We start from the raw sequence: 15183 nt of genomic DNA, 5'->3' as shown, positions 1-15183 counted from the left end.
TCATTTCTTCGCCTCAAGAGGGGCGCGCCCGTAGATGTCGTCGAAGCGCACGATGTCGTCTTCGCCCAAATACTCGCCGCTCTGCACCTCGATCATCACCAGGTCGATGATGCCGGGGTTGGTCAGCCGGTGTTTGTGCCCGGCAGGGATGTACGTGGACTCGTTGGCGTTGATCAGGAATTCACGCTCGCCGTTGGTGATCTGCGCCGCGCCGCTGACCACCACCCAGTGTTCGCTGCGGTGGTGGTGCATCTGCAATGACAGCGAGGCCTGGGGCTTGACCACGATGCGCTTGATCTTGAAGCGGCTGCTTTCTTCGAGCACGGTGTAGGTGCCCCACGGCCGCGTGACGGTACGGTGCAGGCTGTACGCCAGGTGATTCTGCCGCTTGAGTTCGGCGACGATGTAGCGCACGTCCTGGCTGCGGTTGGCGTCGGCGATCAGCAGCGCATCCGGGGTGTCGACGATGATCAGGTCACGCACGCCCACCGCGCCCAATACGCGCTTGGGCGAGTCGATGTAGCAGTTGTGCACGTCATGCAGGATCGCTTCGCCGTTGACCTGGTTGCCGTGCGCATCGCTGGGCGTGAGCTGGCGCAGCGCTTCCCAGGAACCGATGTCGCTCCAGCCGATATCGCAGGGCACCACGGCGACTTGCTGGGACTTTTCCATCAGGGCCACGTCGATGGAAATATCCGGGGCGCTGCCAAACGCATCGGCGTCCAGCTCACGCTGGCGCGAGGTTTTGTTCTGCAGGCTCTGGCTGTGTTCCAGCGCGGCGCGCGCGGCCTCCAGCACGTCGGGGGCATGGGTGGCCAGTTCCTCCACCAGAGTGCTGGCCTTGAAGCAGAACATGCCGGCGTTCCACAGGTGCTTGCCGCCGTCGAGGTAGGCCTGGGCGGTGGCCAGGTCGGGCTTCTCGACGAAGCGCTTGACCCGGTTGCCGGTGCTCAGCGGCTCACCTTGTTCGATATAGCCGAAGCCGGTTTCCGGGTGGTCGGGCTGGATGCCGAAGGTCACCAGGTAGCCGGCCTCGGCCAGGTCGCGGGCCTGGGTCACCGCCGCGGCGAACGCGACTTCATTGAGGATCAAGTGGTCGGCAGGCATCACCAGCAATTGCGCATCGCCGCCGAAATGCTCCTGCACATGCAGCGCCGCCACGGCAATCGCCGCGGCCGTGTTGCGGCCGAACGGCTCCAGCAGCAAATCCAGCGGCAGGTGCGCCTTGTTGACCAGGCGGTAGTCATCCAGGGTGCGAAACAGCAGGTCGCGGTTGGTCACCGTCAACACGCTTTCCACGCCGGGCAGCTTGGCGGCGCGCTGGAAGGTCTTTTGCAGCAGGCTCTGGCCATCGCGCATGCGCATGAACGGCTTGGGCATGTTCTGCCGGGACACCGGCCACAGCCGCGTGCCCGAACCACCGGAAATGATGCAGGGAATTAATCCGTTGAGGGTATTCATCAATAGACTTCCTTGGTGGAAAGGACGGCCGGGACCGTCATGAAGACGATGTACAAGTCAAACCACACCGACCACTTGGAGATGTACTCCAGGTCGTACTCGACACGTTTCTGGATTTTGAACAGGGTGTCGGTCTCACCCCGGTAACCATTGATTTGCGCCCAGCCGGTGATGCCGGGCTTGACCCGGTGCCGCGAGCTGTACTCGCTCACCGCCACTTCGAAGGGAATGCCCGCGGCCTTGGTGGCGGTGGCGTGCGGGCGCGGGCCGACCATGGACATGTTGCCCAGCAGCACGTTGAACAGCTGCGGCAACTCGTCGATGCTGGTCTTGCGGATGATGCGACCCACGCGGGTGATGCGCGGGTCCTGGCGGGTGGTCTGGCGCTCGGCAGTGAAGTCGCTCTGGTCGGTGAACATCGAGCGGAACTTGAACACGCGGATTTCGTTGTCGTTATAGCCGTAGCGGTTCTGGCGAAACAGCACCGGCCCCTTGGAATCGAGTTTGATCGCAATCGCGGTCGCCAGCATCACCGGTGACAACGCCACCAGGGCCAGGCTCGCCAGGAGGAAATCCTCACAGCGCTTGATCACCGGCGACCAGCCGCGCAAGGGCAATTGCGAGGTGTTGAACATCAGGATCCCGCCCACGTCGGTGATGCGGCTGTGGCCGTAGCGCAGGGCGGCCATGTCGGGCACCAGCATCACGTTCACCGACATCTGCCGCAGACGGTTGACCAGCCCGTGGATGCGTTGCTCGGCGGCCCACGGCAGGCAGATCATGACCTGGTTGACCTGCTCGGCGCGGATCAGTTTTTCCAGGTCGCGAGTGTTGCCGAGCAAGGGCAGGTTGCTCAGCTCCTTGGGGATCCGCTCGGTGCGGTCGTCGATAAAACCGATCAGGCCGGAGCGGATATCACCGTTGCGCTGCAGGTGGTCGGCAACGTGCACGGCCGTGTCGGTAAAGCCCAGGATCACCGTGCGTTGCAGGTACTTGCCGGCGCTCATCAGCCGGCGGTACAGGCGCAGCATGACCAGGCGTTCGAGGCACAGCAGGCCCAGGCTGGCGACGTACCACGCGGCCAGGTTGCGCGGGCTCAACTGCGGAAAAAACTGCAGGATCTGGTACATGAACAGCAGGATGCAAAACGCTGCGGTCCAGGCCTTGATCTTGGCTTTGAGGCGCAGGCGGTTGCTGAACAGCTCCTCGGAATAGATGCCCAAGGCCTGGAACAGAATAATGGTCAGCACTGCGAAAAATACCAGCAGGCCGATGAAATGCGGGCGCAACTCAGGGGCCAACGGGTCCAGGAAAAGCACCAGGACCAGCGGCGGCAGAATGGCCGTGAGGCCATGGATCAATTTGACGAAAACGACAAAGAACTCAACAAAACCGGCGCGCGTTAAAAACAGGCTGTCGACGGACGACTTTTCTCGCATAAAACATCCCTCATTGCACTCCAGTTGCTGTTGTTCGTTGTCGCTTCAATAAAGCCGCTATGGCGTTAGAGGGCACTTCGAACTACGGCTACTCTGGGTAATACGCAACTACCAATCCAAATGCACATATCAGTGAAGCTATCCATTTGAAGGGATTTTGCGGCGATAGTGACTAAAGGAGTGTTTCCCTTTTCGTGCTTAGTCAACGAATTGACGATGGTGCGGGGGCGGCGTGCTAGACAGGTTAATCAGTCTTTTAAGCGGCATTTTATTGACATTCCTTGTCCGAACACTCGGTGAATGGGTGTGTTTTTGAGTGTAGGAACAAATGTGAGATTTTTCCTCTTTAAAGGACAAACCTTTTTCTAGCGGCAGTAGGAAGGGGGGACAAAGAGGGCGTGGCAGGGCGCACTAAGTGCCCTGCCACTGGGGGTTTCGCGGGATCAGAAGTTGCCTTTCAAACTAACGGTGAAATTGCGCGGTTCACCGTAGAAGTTGCCCCATGATGCAGTTCCGACGGTGTTGTAATAGGTTTTGTCGAAGAGATTGTTGCCATTGACCGCCACGGTCCAGGTGTCGTCGAGGCGATAGGCCAGGCGCGCGCTCCAGGTCGCGTAGCCGGCCTGTTCCAGCTTGATGGTCTGTACGCGGTAATTGCTGCTCTGGGCATTGACCCCGGCACCCACGCTCCATTTCGACAGCGCGCCGTCGAGCTGGTAGTCGCCCCACATCCGCAGCATGTGGCGCGGTACGTAGCTGTTGGAAACACCGCCTTCTGCGGTGCTGTCGATGTTCTTCAGGGTCTTGGTCTGGGTGTACGTGTAGCCGCCGGACACCTGCAGGCGTTCGAGCAGTTCGCCGCTGACTTCGGCCTCCACGCCCTGGGCGCGGACCTTGCCGGTATCGGTGTAGCAATAGCCATCGGCGGAGGTCGGGCAGAAACTCAGGTAGTCGGTTTCGGCGCCGTTTTTCTCGATGGAGCGAAACAGCGCCAGGGAGCTGTTGAGGCGCCCCTCGAACCACTCGCCCTTGATGCCCAGCTCATAGTTATCGCCGATTTTCGGCTTGAGCGCGGCGCCGTCGGCGGTGGCGTAGGCGCTTTGCGGCTGGAAGATATCCGCGTAGCTGGCGTACACCGACAGGTGCTCGTTGAGGTCATAGATCAGCGCGGCGAACGGTGTGACCTCGCCGGTTTCCTTCGTGCGAGCATCCTGCAGCGACCATTCGCCCCAACCAAGGCTGTAGGACTGGCGACGGTTTTCGTACCAGCTCACGCGGCTGCCCACGATGAACATCAAGGGCTCGGCCAGGCGCAGGCGCAAGGTCGCGTAAGTGCCGTACTGGGTCGCGGTCTCCTTGATGGTGCTGCCACGGTACATGTTGGGCCAGAAGGTGTTGTCGGCCGGTTCCGGGAAGTGATGGTTGGGTTGGTAAATGCTCTGGCGCGTGGGCAGGTTCTGGATCGCGTAGATGTCGTCCTGAGTGCCACGGCTGCCGTTGGCGCCGAGGATCAGTTCGTGCTGCAGGCCGAAGGCTTCGAATTTGCCGTCGAGGTAGGCGTCGAGGCCGAAGTCCTTGTGGTCGTAATCCATCAGCGCCGCGTAGGAGACGGCGGTCGGAGCTGGGTTGTCGTAGGCAATGGTGCCTTCGCTGGCGGCGTACTTGATGTCTTGCAGGTTGCGGCTGTGCACGGCCGCGACCTTGAGTTTCCAGTCGTCGTTGAGCTGCTGCGTGAGGTCGGCGAAGTACGTGGCGCGCCGGCTTTGCCAGTCGTTCCAGGATTGGCCCAGGCAGGTCGAGCGGCTGAGCTTGGCACTCTTGCCATCGGCGTAGCGCGGCAGGCCGCCCCAGCACGGGGTGGCATCGACATCTTCATAACTGGCGCCGAGGCCGAGGGTGGTGTCGGCGCTGAGGTCGATGTCGAGGGCGCCGTAGAAGGCCTGGTCCTGGCGCTTGGCGATGTCCATGTAGGAGCCACGATTCTGCTGGCTGACCGCCGCACGGCCGCGCACCGTGCCGCTGTCATTCAGCGGGCCGCCGGTGTCGACGTCGGCGCGGTAATTGTCCCAGGTGCCGGCGGACAGCGACAGGCTGGTGGTGGGGCTGGCCTGTGGCCGCTTGCGCACGAAGTTCACCGCGCCGCTGGCCGTGCCGGCACCCTTGAGTATGCCGGCGGCCCCCTTGAGCACTTCCACACGGTCATAGATCGCCATGTTGGCGCTGAAACTGTCGGCCTGTGCGTAGTCCTTGCCCATGTCCAGCGGCACGCCGTCGTACTGGTACTGGCCGAGCATCTTGAAACCACGGGAATAGAAATACTTGCCGCCCATCGGCGATTCATAGGAGGTGATGCCGGGCGTGCGCTCCATCACGTCGTCGATGGTGGTGAGGTTCTGGTCATCCATCAATTGGCGGGTCATCACACTCACCGATTGCGGCGTTTCGCGCAGGCTGTGTTGACCTTTACCGATGGTGACTGCGCCGGTGGTGTAGGACCCGGTGCCATCGGTGGTTGCCCCCAGGCGGTCGCCGGTGACGGTGGTGGCGCCCAGGTTGAGTGCGCCGGTGTCGGCCACTTGCGGCAACAGCAGCCAGTTGCTGCTGCCCTGGCGCTGGGCTTGCAGGCCCTGGCCGCGCAGCAACTGGCCGAGGGCTTGCTCGCGGTCGAAGCGGCCACTCAGGCCCGGGCTGGCCTTGCCGGCCACGCTGGTGGCGTCGTACGACAGGCTGATCCCGGCCTGGCGGGCGAACTGGTCCAGCGCACTGGCCAGGGAGCCGGCGGCGATGTTCCAGTCGCGGGCCTGGGTGTCACTCGCCAAGGTGTCGGCCAGCACGGCCAGCGGCACGGCGCCGCCACTGAGGCAGGCACCGAGCAAGGCGGCCTGTACCGCGCGCTTGAGTGGAGAACGTTGTGAGGGGAACGCTTGCATGACCGCGGGATGCTCCTGAAGGAAGTGGACAGAACCGGCCTGTTGATCGGCCTTTCCTTACAGGTCGAGCGGCAATGAGAATTCACCTCATTTATTTTTCGAAGCGTTAAACGCGAGGGCTGACGGTCACCCAATAACGGCTGCGGTAGGTGACGTCGACCGGCAGCGATTGCGCCACCAGGCTCAGCACCTGATCGGTATCGTTCAACTGATAAGTCCCCGACACGCGCAACCCGGCCACCGCTTCACTGCAACGCAGCAGGCCATTGCGGTAGCGGCTCAACTCGCTGAGGAAGTCGTCCAGGCGCATATTGTGGGCACTGATCACGCCGTCACTCCAACCCCAGGGATCGAGGCCGTTGGCGATGGGCGCATGAACGCCGGTGTGGTCGAACAGCACCTGCTCGCCGGCCTTGAGCACGTGGCGCGCGTTGGCCTCCCGGCTGTTGGCAAATAACGCCACGGCGCCCTGTTGGACGGCGAGCAGCGTGCCCTGGGCTTCTTCACGCACCAGGAAGCGGCTGCCGAGGGCACGCAGGTAACCGTCGCGGGTCTGTACCCACAGTGGCCGGTCGTCGACGCCCGTGTTCACCAGCATTTCGCCCCGGTGCAGGTGCACCAGGCGGCGCTCGGCACTGAACGTGGCGTCGAAGGCGCTGGCGCTGTTGAGCTGGATCTTGCTGCCGTCGTCCAACGCTACCCAACGCCGCTCACCCGTAGCGGTGCGGTAGTCGGCCATCAAGCCGGGCAGCGGTGTGTAGTCGCGACCGAGCCAGGTCAAGCCCGCTGCCCCGGCCACCAGCCCGAGCAGCTTCAAGCCTTCGCGGCGGCTGATGCGTTGACGCGCACCTTGCAGGGCATGGCGGCCGACCTGGGCCGGCAGTTGGTTGAAATCATCGTTCATGGTCGCCACCCGCTGCCACACCTGCTGGTGCTCGGCGCTGGTGTGCAGCCAGCGATCGAACGCGGCGGTGCTGGCGTCGTCGGCCACGTTGAAACGCAGCTTGATCATCCATTGAATGGCCTGGTCCACCAGGCGCGGGTCAGAGTTCGGCATAGCGCAACCGATAACAGGCGTGCAGCGCCTTGGCCAGGTCGCGCTCCACGGTAGCCTTGGACACGCCCAGGCGCAGGGCGATCTGCGCGCAGGTCAGGCCATCCAGTTGCGCCAGCAGGAAGGCTTCGCGCACCCGTGGCTTGAGCTGGTCGAGCAGGCGGTCGATGCGTTCCAGGCTTTCGAGGATCAGCCACCGGGTTTCTTCCGACGGCACCTCGACCTCGGGGAAGTGGGCGAGGCTTTCGAGGTAGGCGCGTTCCAATTCGCGGCGCCGGTATTGGTCGATCATCAGGCTGCGCGCGATGCTGCTCAGGTAGGCGCGAGGCTGTTGCAAGGTCTGCTGCTTGCGCGCGTTGAGCAAGCGCACGAAGGTTTCCTGCGCCAGGTCGGCGGCATGTTCACGGCAACCGGTGCGGCGGTTCAGCCAGCCACGCAGCCAGGAATGATGGGCGTGGTACAGCTGGCCGATGGCGGCATGGTCCAGTGGGTGGTCGCTCGACATGGGCATCCTGGCGCAGCAGTCTTAATTGATAATGTTTCGCATTCTAGACGGTGGTCGTGGCCATTCGCAATTCCCGGCACGCAATGTATCCAGCACAATTTTTTGTTCGGCCGGGGTGAGCCGACTAATCTGCAGGCTTTTCCTCATGGACGGCGCGAGCATGATCGACCTTGCAACCCTGGCGGTGTTTTCCGGTGCTGTGCTGCTGTTGCTGTTATCGCCGGGGCCGAACATGGCGTTTGTCATCACCCATGGCGTGACCCATGGCTGGCGCGGGGGAATGGCCTCGGCGCTGGGCATTGGCGTGGCAGACCTGCTGTTGACCGGGTTGACCGCCTCGGGGGTCACTGCGGTGGTCGCAAGTTGGCCGCCGTCGTTCGACTTGATCCGCTTTGCCGGGGTGATCTATCTGCTGTGGCTGGTGTTCAAGACGCTGCAGAAACGCCCGGGTGGGGCGCAGGCCCAAGTCGAGCGGGTGCCGCTGGGCCGAGTGTTTTTGCAGGCCATGCTCAACAGCCTGCTGAATCCCAAGGCGCTGCTGTTCTTTGTGGTATTCCTGCCGCAATTCGTGCGCCCTGAGACGGGGTCGATCGCGATACAACTGCTGGTGCTGGGCGGCGTACTGACCGTCATCGCCGCGGTATTTCACCTGCTGCTGGGGATTTTCGGCGGGGCAGTCAGCCGGTTTTTTGCCGGCCGTCCAGCGGGTGCGGCGTTGCAGAAATGGGGCCTGGCGACGGTGTTGACCGTGCTGGCCGTGCGCCTGGCGCTGATGTCTCGTCCGGCCTGAGCCTGTTGTGGCGAGCAAGCTCGCCACAGGTACCGCCAGCTCGCCAGGCTCAACCTCAGCCCAACCGTGCTGCCGCCCGTGCGACGATTTCCCCCCGGGTCTTGCGCGACTCGGCGGTGCGTTTGTGGGCTTCTTCCAGCACGTGCTTCGGCGCGGTGTCGGGGCTGCCCGAATCAAACGGCGGCGCCGGCGCGTATTCGATCTGCAGTTGTACCAGCTGCGCCGCCGCTTCGCTGTACAGCTCGGCCGCCAGGGTCAGGGCGAAGTCGATACCGGCGGTGATCCCGCCACCGGTGAACAGGTTGCCGTCGCGCACGACACGCGCCTGGACCGGGATCGCGCCAAGCGGGGCGAGCAGGTCGTGGTAGGCCCAGTGAGTCGTGGCCTTGCGCCCGCGCAGCAAACCCGCTGCACCGAGCACCAGCGAGCCGGTGCACACCGAAGTCACGTAGCGCGCGGTGTGCGCCTGGGCCTTGAGGAAGTCCAGGGTGGACGGGTCTTCCATCAATGCGCCCACGCCGGAACCGCCGGGCACGCAAATCACATCCAGGGCAGGGCAGTCGGCATAAGTCATGGTCGGGGTGAACACCAGGCCGGTGCTGGACGTGACCGGTGCGAGGTCCTTCCATATCAGGTGCAGCTTCACCTCCGGCAGTGAGCCCAGCACGTCATAAGGGCCGGTCAGGTCCAGTTGCTGGATGCCGGGGAACAACAGAAAGCCAATCTGCAAGGTCATGAATGAAGCTCCGCTAAAGGGGGTGGACGACTTCACTCTAGAGGCCTAGGCTTTGGCGAATACGCCATTGAACCCACCAATCACGCCAATCATGCCCAGAATCATCCACGTCCTCGCTTTCGATAACGCCCAGGTCCTCGACGTGACCGGGCCGTTACAGGTATTCGCCTCCGCCAATGACCTGGCGCGCCAACGCGACTTGCCGTTGCCGTACGCCGTCAGCGTGATCGCCGACCAGGCAGAGCCGGTCATGACCTCGGCGGGCCTGGCGTTGGTGGCGCAGCCGCTGCCCGCTGTCGACGCACCTTGCGACACCTTGGTGATCGCCGGTGGCTGGGGCGTGTATGGCGTCGCCGAAGACGCCGCGCTGGTGCAGTGGGTGCGTGAAAAATCCCGTCATACCCGGCGCATGACGTCGGTGTGCACCGGGGCTTTCCTGCTGGCCGCCAGCGGCTTGCTCGACGGTTGCCGCGTCGCTACCCACTGGACCCGCTGCGAGGAACTGGCGCGCAAGTTTCCCGCGCTGACGGTGGAGTCCAACCCGATCTTTATCCAGCAAGGCTCAGTGTGGACGTCCGCCGGTGTGACCGCCGGCATCGACCTGTGCCTGGCCCTGGTCGAGGAAGACCTGGGCCGCGCCGTGGCCCTGGAAGTGGCGCGGCACCTGGTGGTGTTCCTCAAGCGCCCCGGCGGTCAATCGCAGTTCAGCGTGACCCTGTCGCTGCAAAAAGCCGGCAGCCGCTTTGCCGAGCTGCACGCCTGGATCGCCGACAACCTCACCCTCGACCTCAACATCGCGACGCTCGCCGCCCAGGCGGGCATGAGCGAGCGCAGTTTCGTGCGTCACTACCGCGCCGAAACTGGCCAGACGCCCGCGCGCGCTGTCGAGTTGATCCGGGTTGAAACCGCACGCCGGCAACTGGCCGACAGCAGCGCATCGATCAAGCGCATCGCCGTGCACTGCGGTTTTGGCTGTGAAGAGACGCTGCGCCGCAGCTTTTTGCGCGCGCTGCAAGTCACGCCCCAGGCCTACCGCGAACGGTTCTACGATCCGGTTTGAACGAAAACGTACACATCTGTACTGTTTCTCGAACTGGAGCGCGCCGTGACACCCCGGCATGCCGCCGCGCTGCATGTCGCCCGTGCCCTGCGTCTTCAGCTTCCGGCTTGCGGCTGCGCCCTAGCGTCGGTCGAGCAACTCAATGATCGCTGCCAGAGTCGCCTGCGGGGCTTCCTGGGGAATATTGTGGCCGACGCCGGGCAACACTTCGCGCCGGTAAAAGCCGCTGAAGTGCTCCACATCGTCGTCCTCTTCCGGCGCTGGTCCGACGCCATCATCGGCGCCACACAGCGAAATGCTCGGCACCGAAATCGGCGGTTGCAGGGCCAGGGCCACTTCGATGGGCTCCAACGCCGGGTCGCCGGGTGCGTACATGAAGCGATGGCGATAGGAGTGAATCACCACCTCGACAAAGTCCGGATTGTCGAACGACGGCGCCGTCTGGTCATACAGGCTCGGCCCCTCGGCCCAGGACGGCGACCACAGTGACCAGAGCAACTTGCACAACTGCGCGCGATTGGCGGTCAGCCCATCCACGCCGCGCTGGGTATGAAAGTAGAACTGGTACCACAACCGATGCTCCGTCACGGGCGAGCGCGGCTTGAGCGACTTGGCGATGTCCTGGATGTTGTAGCCGTCCCCGGTCACCAACCCGCGCACCCGCTGCGGCCACAGCGCTGCGACAATGCACGCGGCGCGGCCACCCCAGTCATACCCGGCAAGCGTGGCCTGCGGGATCGACAACGCATCCATGAACTCGAGCAAATCCTTGGCCAGCGCCGCCTGTTGCCCGGAGCGCAGCACTTGCTCATTGATAAACCGCGTCGGGCCATAACCGCGCAGGTACGGCACCAGCACCCGACACCCGCGCGCGGCCAGCACCGGCGCGATCGCGTCGTAGCCGCGCGGGTCGTAGGGAAAGCCATGCAGCAGGATCACCGGGGTACCGTCGGCGGGGCCATGGGCTTCATAAGCCACGTCGAGCATGGAGGTACGTATATAGAGCAGTGCGGTCATGGGGGCTCCTGTCGGTGGGTCAGCGGTGTTGCAACTGTAGTCCACGGGCGTGACGGGATAGGGCGCGCCTGAAGACAGTAGGGTTACTTGTCCAGGTCCAGCTCGGCGCTGCTGCGCACCTGTTTGAAGTGGTGCCGCCACAGATCCACGCCGAGCTTGCCCGAGCGATCCAGCGACGAGCCGACCGTCAAGTCGCTGATCAAGGTCGGCTGCAGCCCAGCATCGAATAACGCAAACCCCGCCGCCAATACGCAGGTGTCGGTCTGGATGCCGCACACCAGCACGCGCTCGGGGGCGAGGCTTTTCAGGTAGGCGATGGTTTCGGGTGTCGGCGCATAGCCGTGCTTGATGAAGACGCGATCTGCCGCGATCAGGCTGGGGTCATCCGGGGCCGGTTGCCAGCCGAGCTGGCGGGTGAAGGGCGTGATGCTTTCGTCATGGCGCTCCACGGTGGCCACTGACGGCAATCGCCCGAGCAGGGCATTGATGCCGTCCACCAGCCACTCGGGAGGGTTGAAGGAAGGTTGCACATCGATGATCAGCAGTACCTGGCGCATGGGGCTCCCGTGACGGGTCGAGGGGCGCCCCATTGTGCACAGCCCACCTCACGGTTGCCAGGTGGTCTTCTCGCCGCTGAGCTTGCGGTCCAGGAAGGTGGCCGCGCTGATCAACGCCAGATGGCTCAAGGCCTGGGGGGTATTGCCGAGGTGGTGGGCCTGGCTGTCGAACTCTTCGGCGTACAACCCCAGCGGGTTGGCGTAGCGCAGCAGTTGCTCGAACTCCAGGTGGGCCTTCTCCACCTGCCCGGCGCGGGCCAGGCATTCGACGTACCAGAACGAGCAGGCGGCAAACGCGCCTTCGGTGCCTTGCAGGCCGTCGATCTGGCTGTCGTCGTTGCGGTAGCGGTAGACCATGCCATCGCGCACCAGGCTTTTCTGGATGGCTTCCAGGGTCGAGAGCCAGCGCGGGTCGGTGGCGGCGACGAAGCGCACCAGCGGCATCAGCAGCATCGAGCCGTCGAGCGCCGTGCTGCCGATGTGCTGCACGAAGTGTCCGCGTTCCTCGTTCCAGAAGTTGCTCCAGATGTCGGCGTAGATGGCCTGGCGCGTCTGGTCCCAGCGTGCAAACGGCGCCGGCAGCGAGCGCTTGGACGCCAGGCGGATCGCGCGGTCCAAGGCCACCCAGCACATCAGCCGCGAATGCAGGAAATGATGCTGCTCGCCGCGCATCTCCCAGATGCCCACGTCTTTGCGGTTCCAGATCTCGCAGACCTGATCGGTGACTTCCACCGTGTGTTTCCAGCCCTCGTGGGAGATGGCCTCGCCGTACTTGTTGACCAGGTACACCGCGTCCATCAGTTCGCCATAGATATCCAGCTGGATCTGGTCGACCGCCTCATTGCCGATGCGCACCGGTTTGGCGCCACCGTGGCCGCTCAAATGCTCCAGCTGGGTTTCGGGCAGCTCCTGGCGACCGTCGATGCCGTAGAGGATATTGATCTTGGTCGGCTGGCCGCAGCAGTCGCTGACCCGGCCCTTGAGCCAACGCATATAGGCGTTGGCTTCTTCGACGAAGCCCAGGCGCATGAAGGCGTAGACGGTGAACGAGGCGTCGCGGATCCAGGTGTAGCGGTAGTCCCAATTGCGCTCGCCGCCTGGGGTTTCCGGCAGGCCGAAGGTCGCGGCGGCAATGATTGCGCCGTGTTTGCGCGAGGTCAGCAGCTTGAGCGCCAGGGCCGAGCGGTTGACCATCTCGCGCCAGCGTCCGCGATAGTTCGACTGCGCGATCCAGCCGCGCCAGAACTTCAAGGTATGGGCCAGTGCAAGGTCGGTGCAGCCGCTGTCCACGCGCTCATCGTCCTGGCCGCCGAGCACGAACTCGGCGCCTTCTTCCTGGCCCAGCTCAAAGTGCGCCACGGCGGCGTCGTTTTCGATCTGCAGCGGGTAGCTGCCGGCCAGGCGCAGGCCTGGCTGGCCATCGGCGGTGAAACACACGGTGCCGTTATCGAGGGCGGCGTGGGTGGACGCGCGCGCGTAATCATGGCGCACGGCGCAATGCAGGTGGAGGGTGGCCTTGCCGCTGACCACACGCACGCGGCGGATCAGCAGGGGCAGGTCGTCGATTTCTTCGCTGATGGTCAGCAGGTCGGTGACTTCGACCACGGCTTCGTCGCTGAGCCAGCGGGTTTGCAGCACATTGGTATCAGGCAGGTAGATCTGCTCGCGTCGCGCGTTGGGCAGGTCGGGGGTGAGTTGGAAAATCCCGGCACCGGGGGTGTCCAGCAGCGAGCAGAAGATCGACGGGCTGTCGAATTCCGGCCAGCAGAAGAAATCGATGCTGCCTTTGTCATTCACCAGGGCGGCACTGCGCATGTCGCCAATGATGCCGTGGGCATCGATGGCGCTTTGTTGCTCGTCATTCAAATCAACCATTGCCACGAAACTCCGGATAAAGGCTCATGCCGCCGTCAATAAACAAGGTGCTGCCCACTACATAGTCGGAGGCATCACTGGCCAGCCACACCACCGCGTTGGCCACGTCCTCCACATCGCCGATACGGCCGTAGGGAATCAGCTTCAGCAGCTCCTTCGCTGCCGCGCCTTCAGTGGCAGCGCGGTTGATCGCGGTGCGGATCGCGCCGGGCGCAATGCCGTTGATGCGGATGCGCTGTTCGCTGACTTCCTGGGCGAGGGTGCGCATCAACATTTCCACGCCGCCCTTGGACGCCGCGTAATTCACATGCCCGGCCCAGGGAATGAGCTGGTGCACCGAACTCATGTGGATGATCTTGCCGGCCGCCCGCGACACGCCTTCACGCAGGCCCTGGCGATTGAAGATACGCACGGCCGCGCGTGCACACAGGAACTGCCCGGTGAGGTTGACGCCGATCACGCTGTTCCAGTCGTCCAGGCTCATGTCGACCAGGTTGGCGTCCTTTTGCATACCGGAATTGGCCACCAGGATATCGAGGTGACCGAAGGCCTCGAGGGTCTGGGCGAATAAACGTTCTACGTCGGCCTCTTTGGACACATCGGCGCCAATGGCAATCGCCCGGCCGCCTTCTGCATTGATCTGGGCCGCCAGGGCTTCGGCCGGTGCGGCCTGGGCGTTGTAATTGAGCACGACGGCGGCGCCTGCCTGGGCCAACGCCTTGGCCGCGCCGGCGCCGATTCCGGAACTGGCGCCTGTCACCAGTGCCACTTGTTGCTCCAACGAGATGTGCATTGCCCACCCGACCTTAAATTCGTGAGTTCAAGTAGCTGACTGACGTCGCGCAACGGAAGTTCATCCGTGTGATTTTAGCGACTACAACCATGGTGATAAATGGAATAAAAGAATAATAAGAAATAACCATAAGATACTAAAAAACCGCTCAAAAGCGTTTGACAGGATTTTTTGTCGCGTGTCTTATAGGCACACCTCAACCCGCTCCGTTGGTAGTTCGGATGTCATCGCGGGGCCACCTATAAGAGAAATGTATGTGCCTGTCGGCCGTTATAGGGGAACTACCAGAGCAGGAAAAACGGGCCGCGTTATTACGCGCTCCCAAGTTGATTATCTTCGATTGCGACGGTGTCTTAGTTCACAGTGAAGAAATCACCCTGTCTGTGTTGATTACCCTGCTGAATGCCCAAGTAACGGGCAGTTTCAAACTGGATGAAGAAACGTATATCGAGCGCTTCCGCGGTCGTCGCATCGCTGAGTGTCTGCGCGAAGCGCAAGGGTTATTAAATATCGAGTTGGACAGTCAGTTCGAAGCACACTTTCGACACCAGGCCCTGGCGGCACTGACACTCAACTTGAAAGCCACTGATGGAATGGTTGAAGTCCTGCAGTCCTTGACGGTGCCTTATTGCGTAGCGTCGAGTGCGCCGCGCAACAAGATAGAACACTGTCTGCGCATTACCGGGCTGTTGCCTTACTTCGAGGGGCGGATATTCAGTTGTTATGAGTTGGGCCGTTGGAAACCCGATCCCCTGGTGTTTTTAACCGCCTGTGCAACTTACAACATTGACACCGCTGACGCCTGGGTAGTTGAAGACAGTGTCACCGGCGTCCAGGCGGCGATGGCAGCGCATATAAAAGTGCTGGGGTTTGGCCCGCCCAGTCGCCACGCACAGTTGGCAGCGGCCGGGGCATTACCGTTTTCCGATATGCGTGAAGTGTTGTCCCTTATTAATCATTGACCTT

General features: G+C 62.9%; 13 protein-coding genes. 3 read left to right on the top strand and 10 right to left on the bottom strand.

Annotated elements, in window-relative coordinates; genetic code table 11:
• The 5 genes from BBG20_RS22395 to BBG20_RS22375 form a co-directional block, all read right to left on the bottom strand.
• A complete protein-coding gene (locus tag BBG20_RS22395) occupies nucleotides 1-1461 on the bottom strand; it encodes a mannose-1-phosphate guanylyltransferase/mannose-6-phosphate isomerase (protein ID WP_065907238.1) in 1461 nt (486 codons plus the stop codon).
• On the bottom strand, nucleotides 1461-2900 hold the full coding sequence (locus BBG20_RS22390; RefSeq protein ID WP_065907235.1) for an undecaprenyl-phosphate glucose phosphotransferase: 1440 nt from the start codon (nucleotides 2898-2900) through the stop codon (nucleotides 1461-1463). Before BBG20_RS22390 ends, BBG20_RS22395 begins: the two co-directional genes overlap by 1 nt.
• 443 nt (nucleotides 2901-3343) lie before the next feature.
• The gene (locus tag BBG20_RS22385; RefSeq protein WP_065907232.1) at nucleotides 3344-5830 is read right to left on the bottom strand and encodes a TonB-dependent siderophore receptor; all 2487 of its coding nucleotides are present in this window, start codon (nucleotides 5828-5830) and stop codon (nucleotides 3344-3346) included.
• A 106-nt stretch (nucleotides 5831-5936) separates the two neighbouring features.
• Nucleotides 5937-6887, bottom strand: a complete 951-nt coding sequence (locus tag BBG20_RS22380) for a FecR domain-containing protein (RefSeq protein ID WP_065907229.1) — start codon at nucleotides 6885-6887, stop codon at nucleotides 5937-5939.
• A complete protein-coding gene (locus BBG20_RS22375; protein ID WP_065907222.1) occupies nucleotides 6874-7389 on the bottom strand; it encodes a sigma-70 family RNA polymerase sigma factor in 516 nt (171 codons plus the stop codon). The genes BBG20_RS22380 and BBG20_RS22375 overlap by 14 nt, the downstream gene beginning before the upstream one ends.
• 160 nt (nucleotides 7390-7549) lie before the next feature.
• Here BBG20_RS22375 and BBG20_RS22370 point away from each other — a divergent pair, with 160 nt between their 5' ends.
• Nucleotides 7550-8179, top strand: coding sequence for a LysE family translocator (locus tag BBG20_RS22370; protein WP_065907308.1), 630 nt, complete (start codon nucleotides 7550-7552; stop codon nucleotides 8177-8179).
• 55 nt (nucleotides 8180-8234) lie between these two features.
• Here BBG20_RS22370 and inhA read toward each other — a convergent pair whose 3' ends face one another.
• Nucleotides 8235-8915 (bottom strand): isonitrile hydratase, encoded by a 681-nt coding sequence (gene inhA / locus BBG20_RS22365; protein WP_065907219.1) that lies wholly within the window; start codon nucleotides 8913-8915, stop codon nucleotides 8235-8237.
• Between the two features lie 91 nt (nucleotides 8916-9006).
• On the opposite strand from inhA, the gene BBG20_RS22360 reads away from it, so the two are divergent.
• Nucleotides 9007-9975 carry a GlxA family transcriptional regulator gene (locus tag BBG20_RS22360; RefSeq protein WP_065907216.1) on the top strand — a complete coding sequence of 323 codons (969 nt, stop codon included), beginning with the start codon at nucleotides 9007-9009 and terminating at the stop codon, nucleotides 9973-9975.
• A 120-nt stretch (nucleotides 9976-10095) separates the two neighbouring features.
• Here the strand turns inward: BBG20_RS22360 and BBG20_RS22355 are convergent, their stop codons facing one another.
• The 4 genes from BBG20_RS22355 to BBG20_RS22340 form a co-directional block, all read right to left on the bottom strand.
• A complete protein-coding gene (locus BBG20_RS22355; protein ID WP_065907214.1) occupies nucleotides 10096-10992 on the bottom strand; it encodes an alpha/beta fold hydrolase in 897 nt (298 codons plus the stop codon).
• An 83-nt stretch (nucleotides 10993-11075) separates the two neighbouring features.
• Nucleotides 11076-11549, bottom strand: a complete 474-nt coding sequence (locus tag BBG20_RS22350; protein ID WP_065907210.1) for a cysteine hydrolase family protein — start codon at nucleotides 11547-11549, stop codon at nucleotides 11076-11078.
• Between the two features lie 48 nt (nucleotides 11550-11597).
• Complete coding sequence (locus BBG20_RS22345) at nucleotides 11598-13424, bottom strand: glycoside hydrolase family 15 protein (protein ID WP_065907208.1); 1827 nt, start codon at nucleotides 13422-13424, stop codon at nucleotides 11598-11600.
• Nucleotides 13417-14217, bottom strand: coding sequence for a glucose 1-dehydrogenase (locus BBG20_RS22340; protein ID WP_065907205.1), 801 nt, complete (start codon nucleotides 14215-14217; stop codon nucleotides 13417-13419). The genes BBG20_RS22345 and BBG20_RS22340 overlap by 8 nt, the downstream gene beginning before the upstream one ends.
• A 254-nt stretch (nucleotides 14218-14471) precedes the next feature.
• Here BBG20_RS22340 and BBG20_RS22335 point away from each other — a divergent pair, with 254 nt between their 5' ends.
• Complete coding sequence (locus BBG20_RS22335; protein WP_065907202.1) at nucleotides 14472-15179, top strand: HAD family hydrolase; 708 nt, start codon at nucleotides 14472-14474, stop codon at nucleotides 15177-15179.
• The last annotated feature ends 4 nt before the right edge of the window (nucleotides 15180-15183 follow it).

The sequence above is a fragment of the Pseudomonas aylmerensis genome, assembly GCF_001702265.1.
In the GTDB taxonomy this organism is placed as follows: Bacteria; Pseudomonadota; Gammaproteobacteria; order Pseudomonadales; family Pseudomonadaceae; genus Aquipseudomonas; species Aquipseudomonas aylmerensis.
This window is presented reverse-complemented; position numbering and strand designations above follow the sequence as displayed.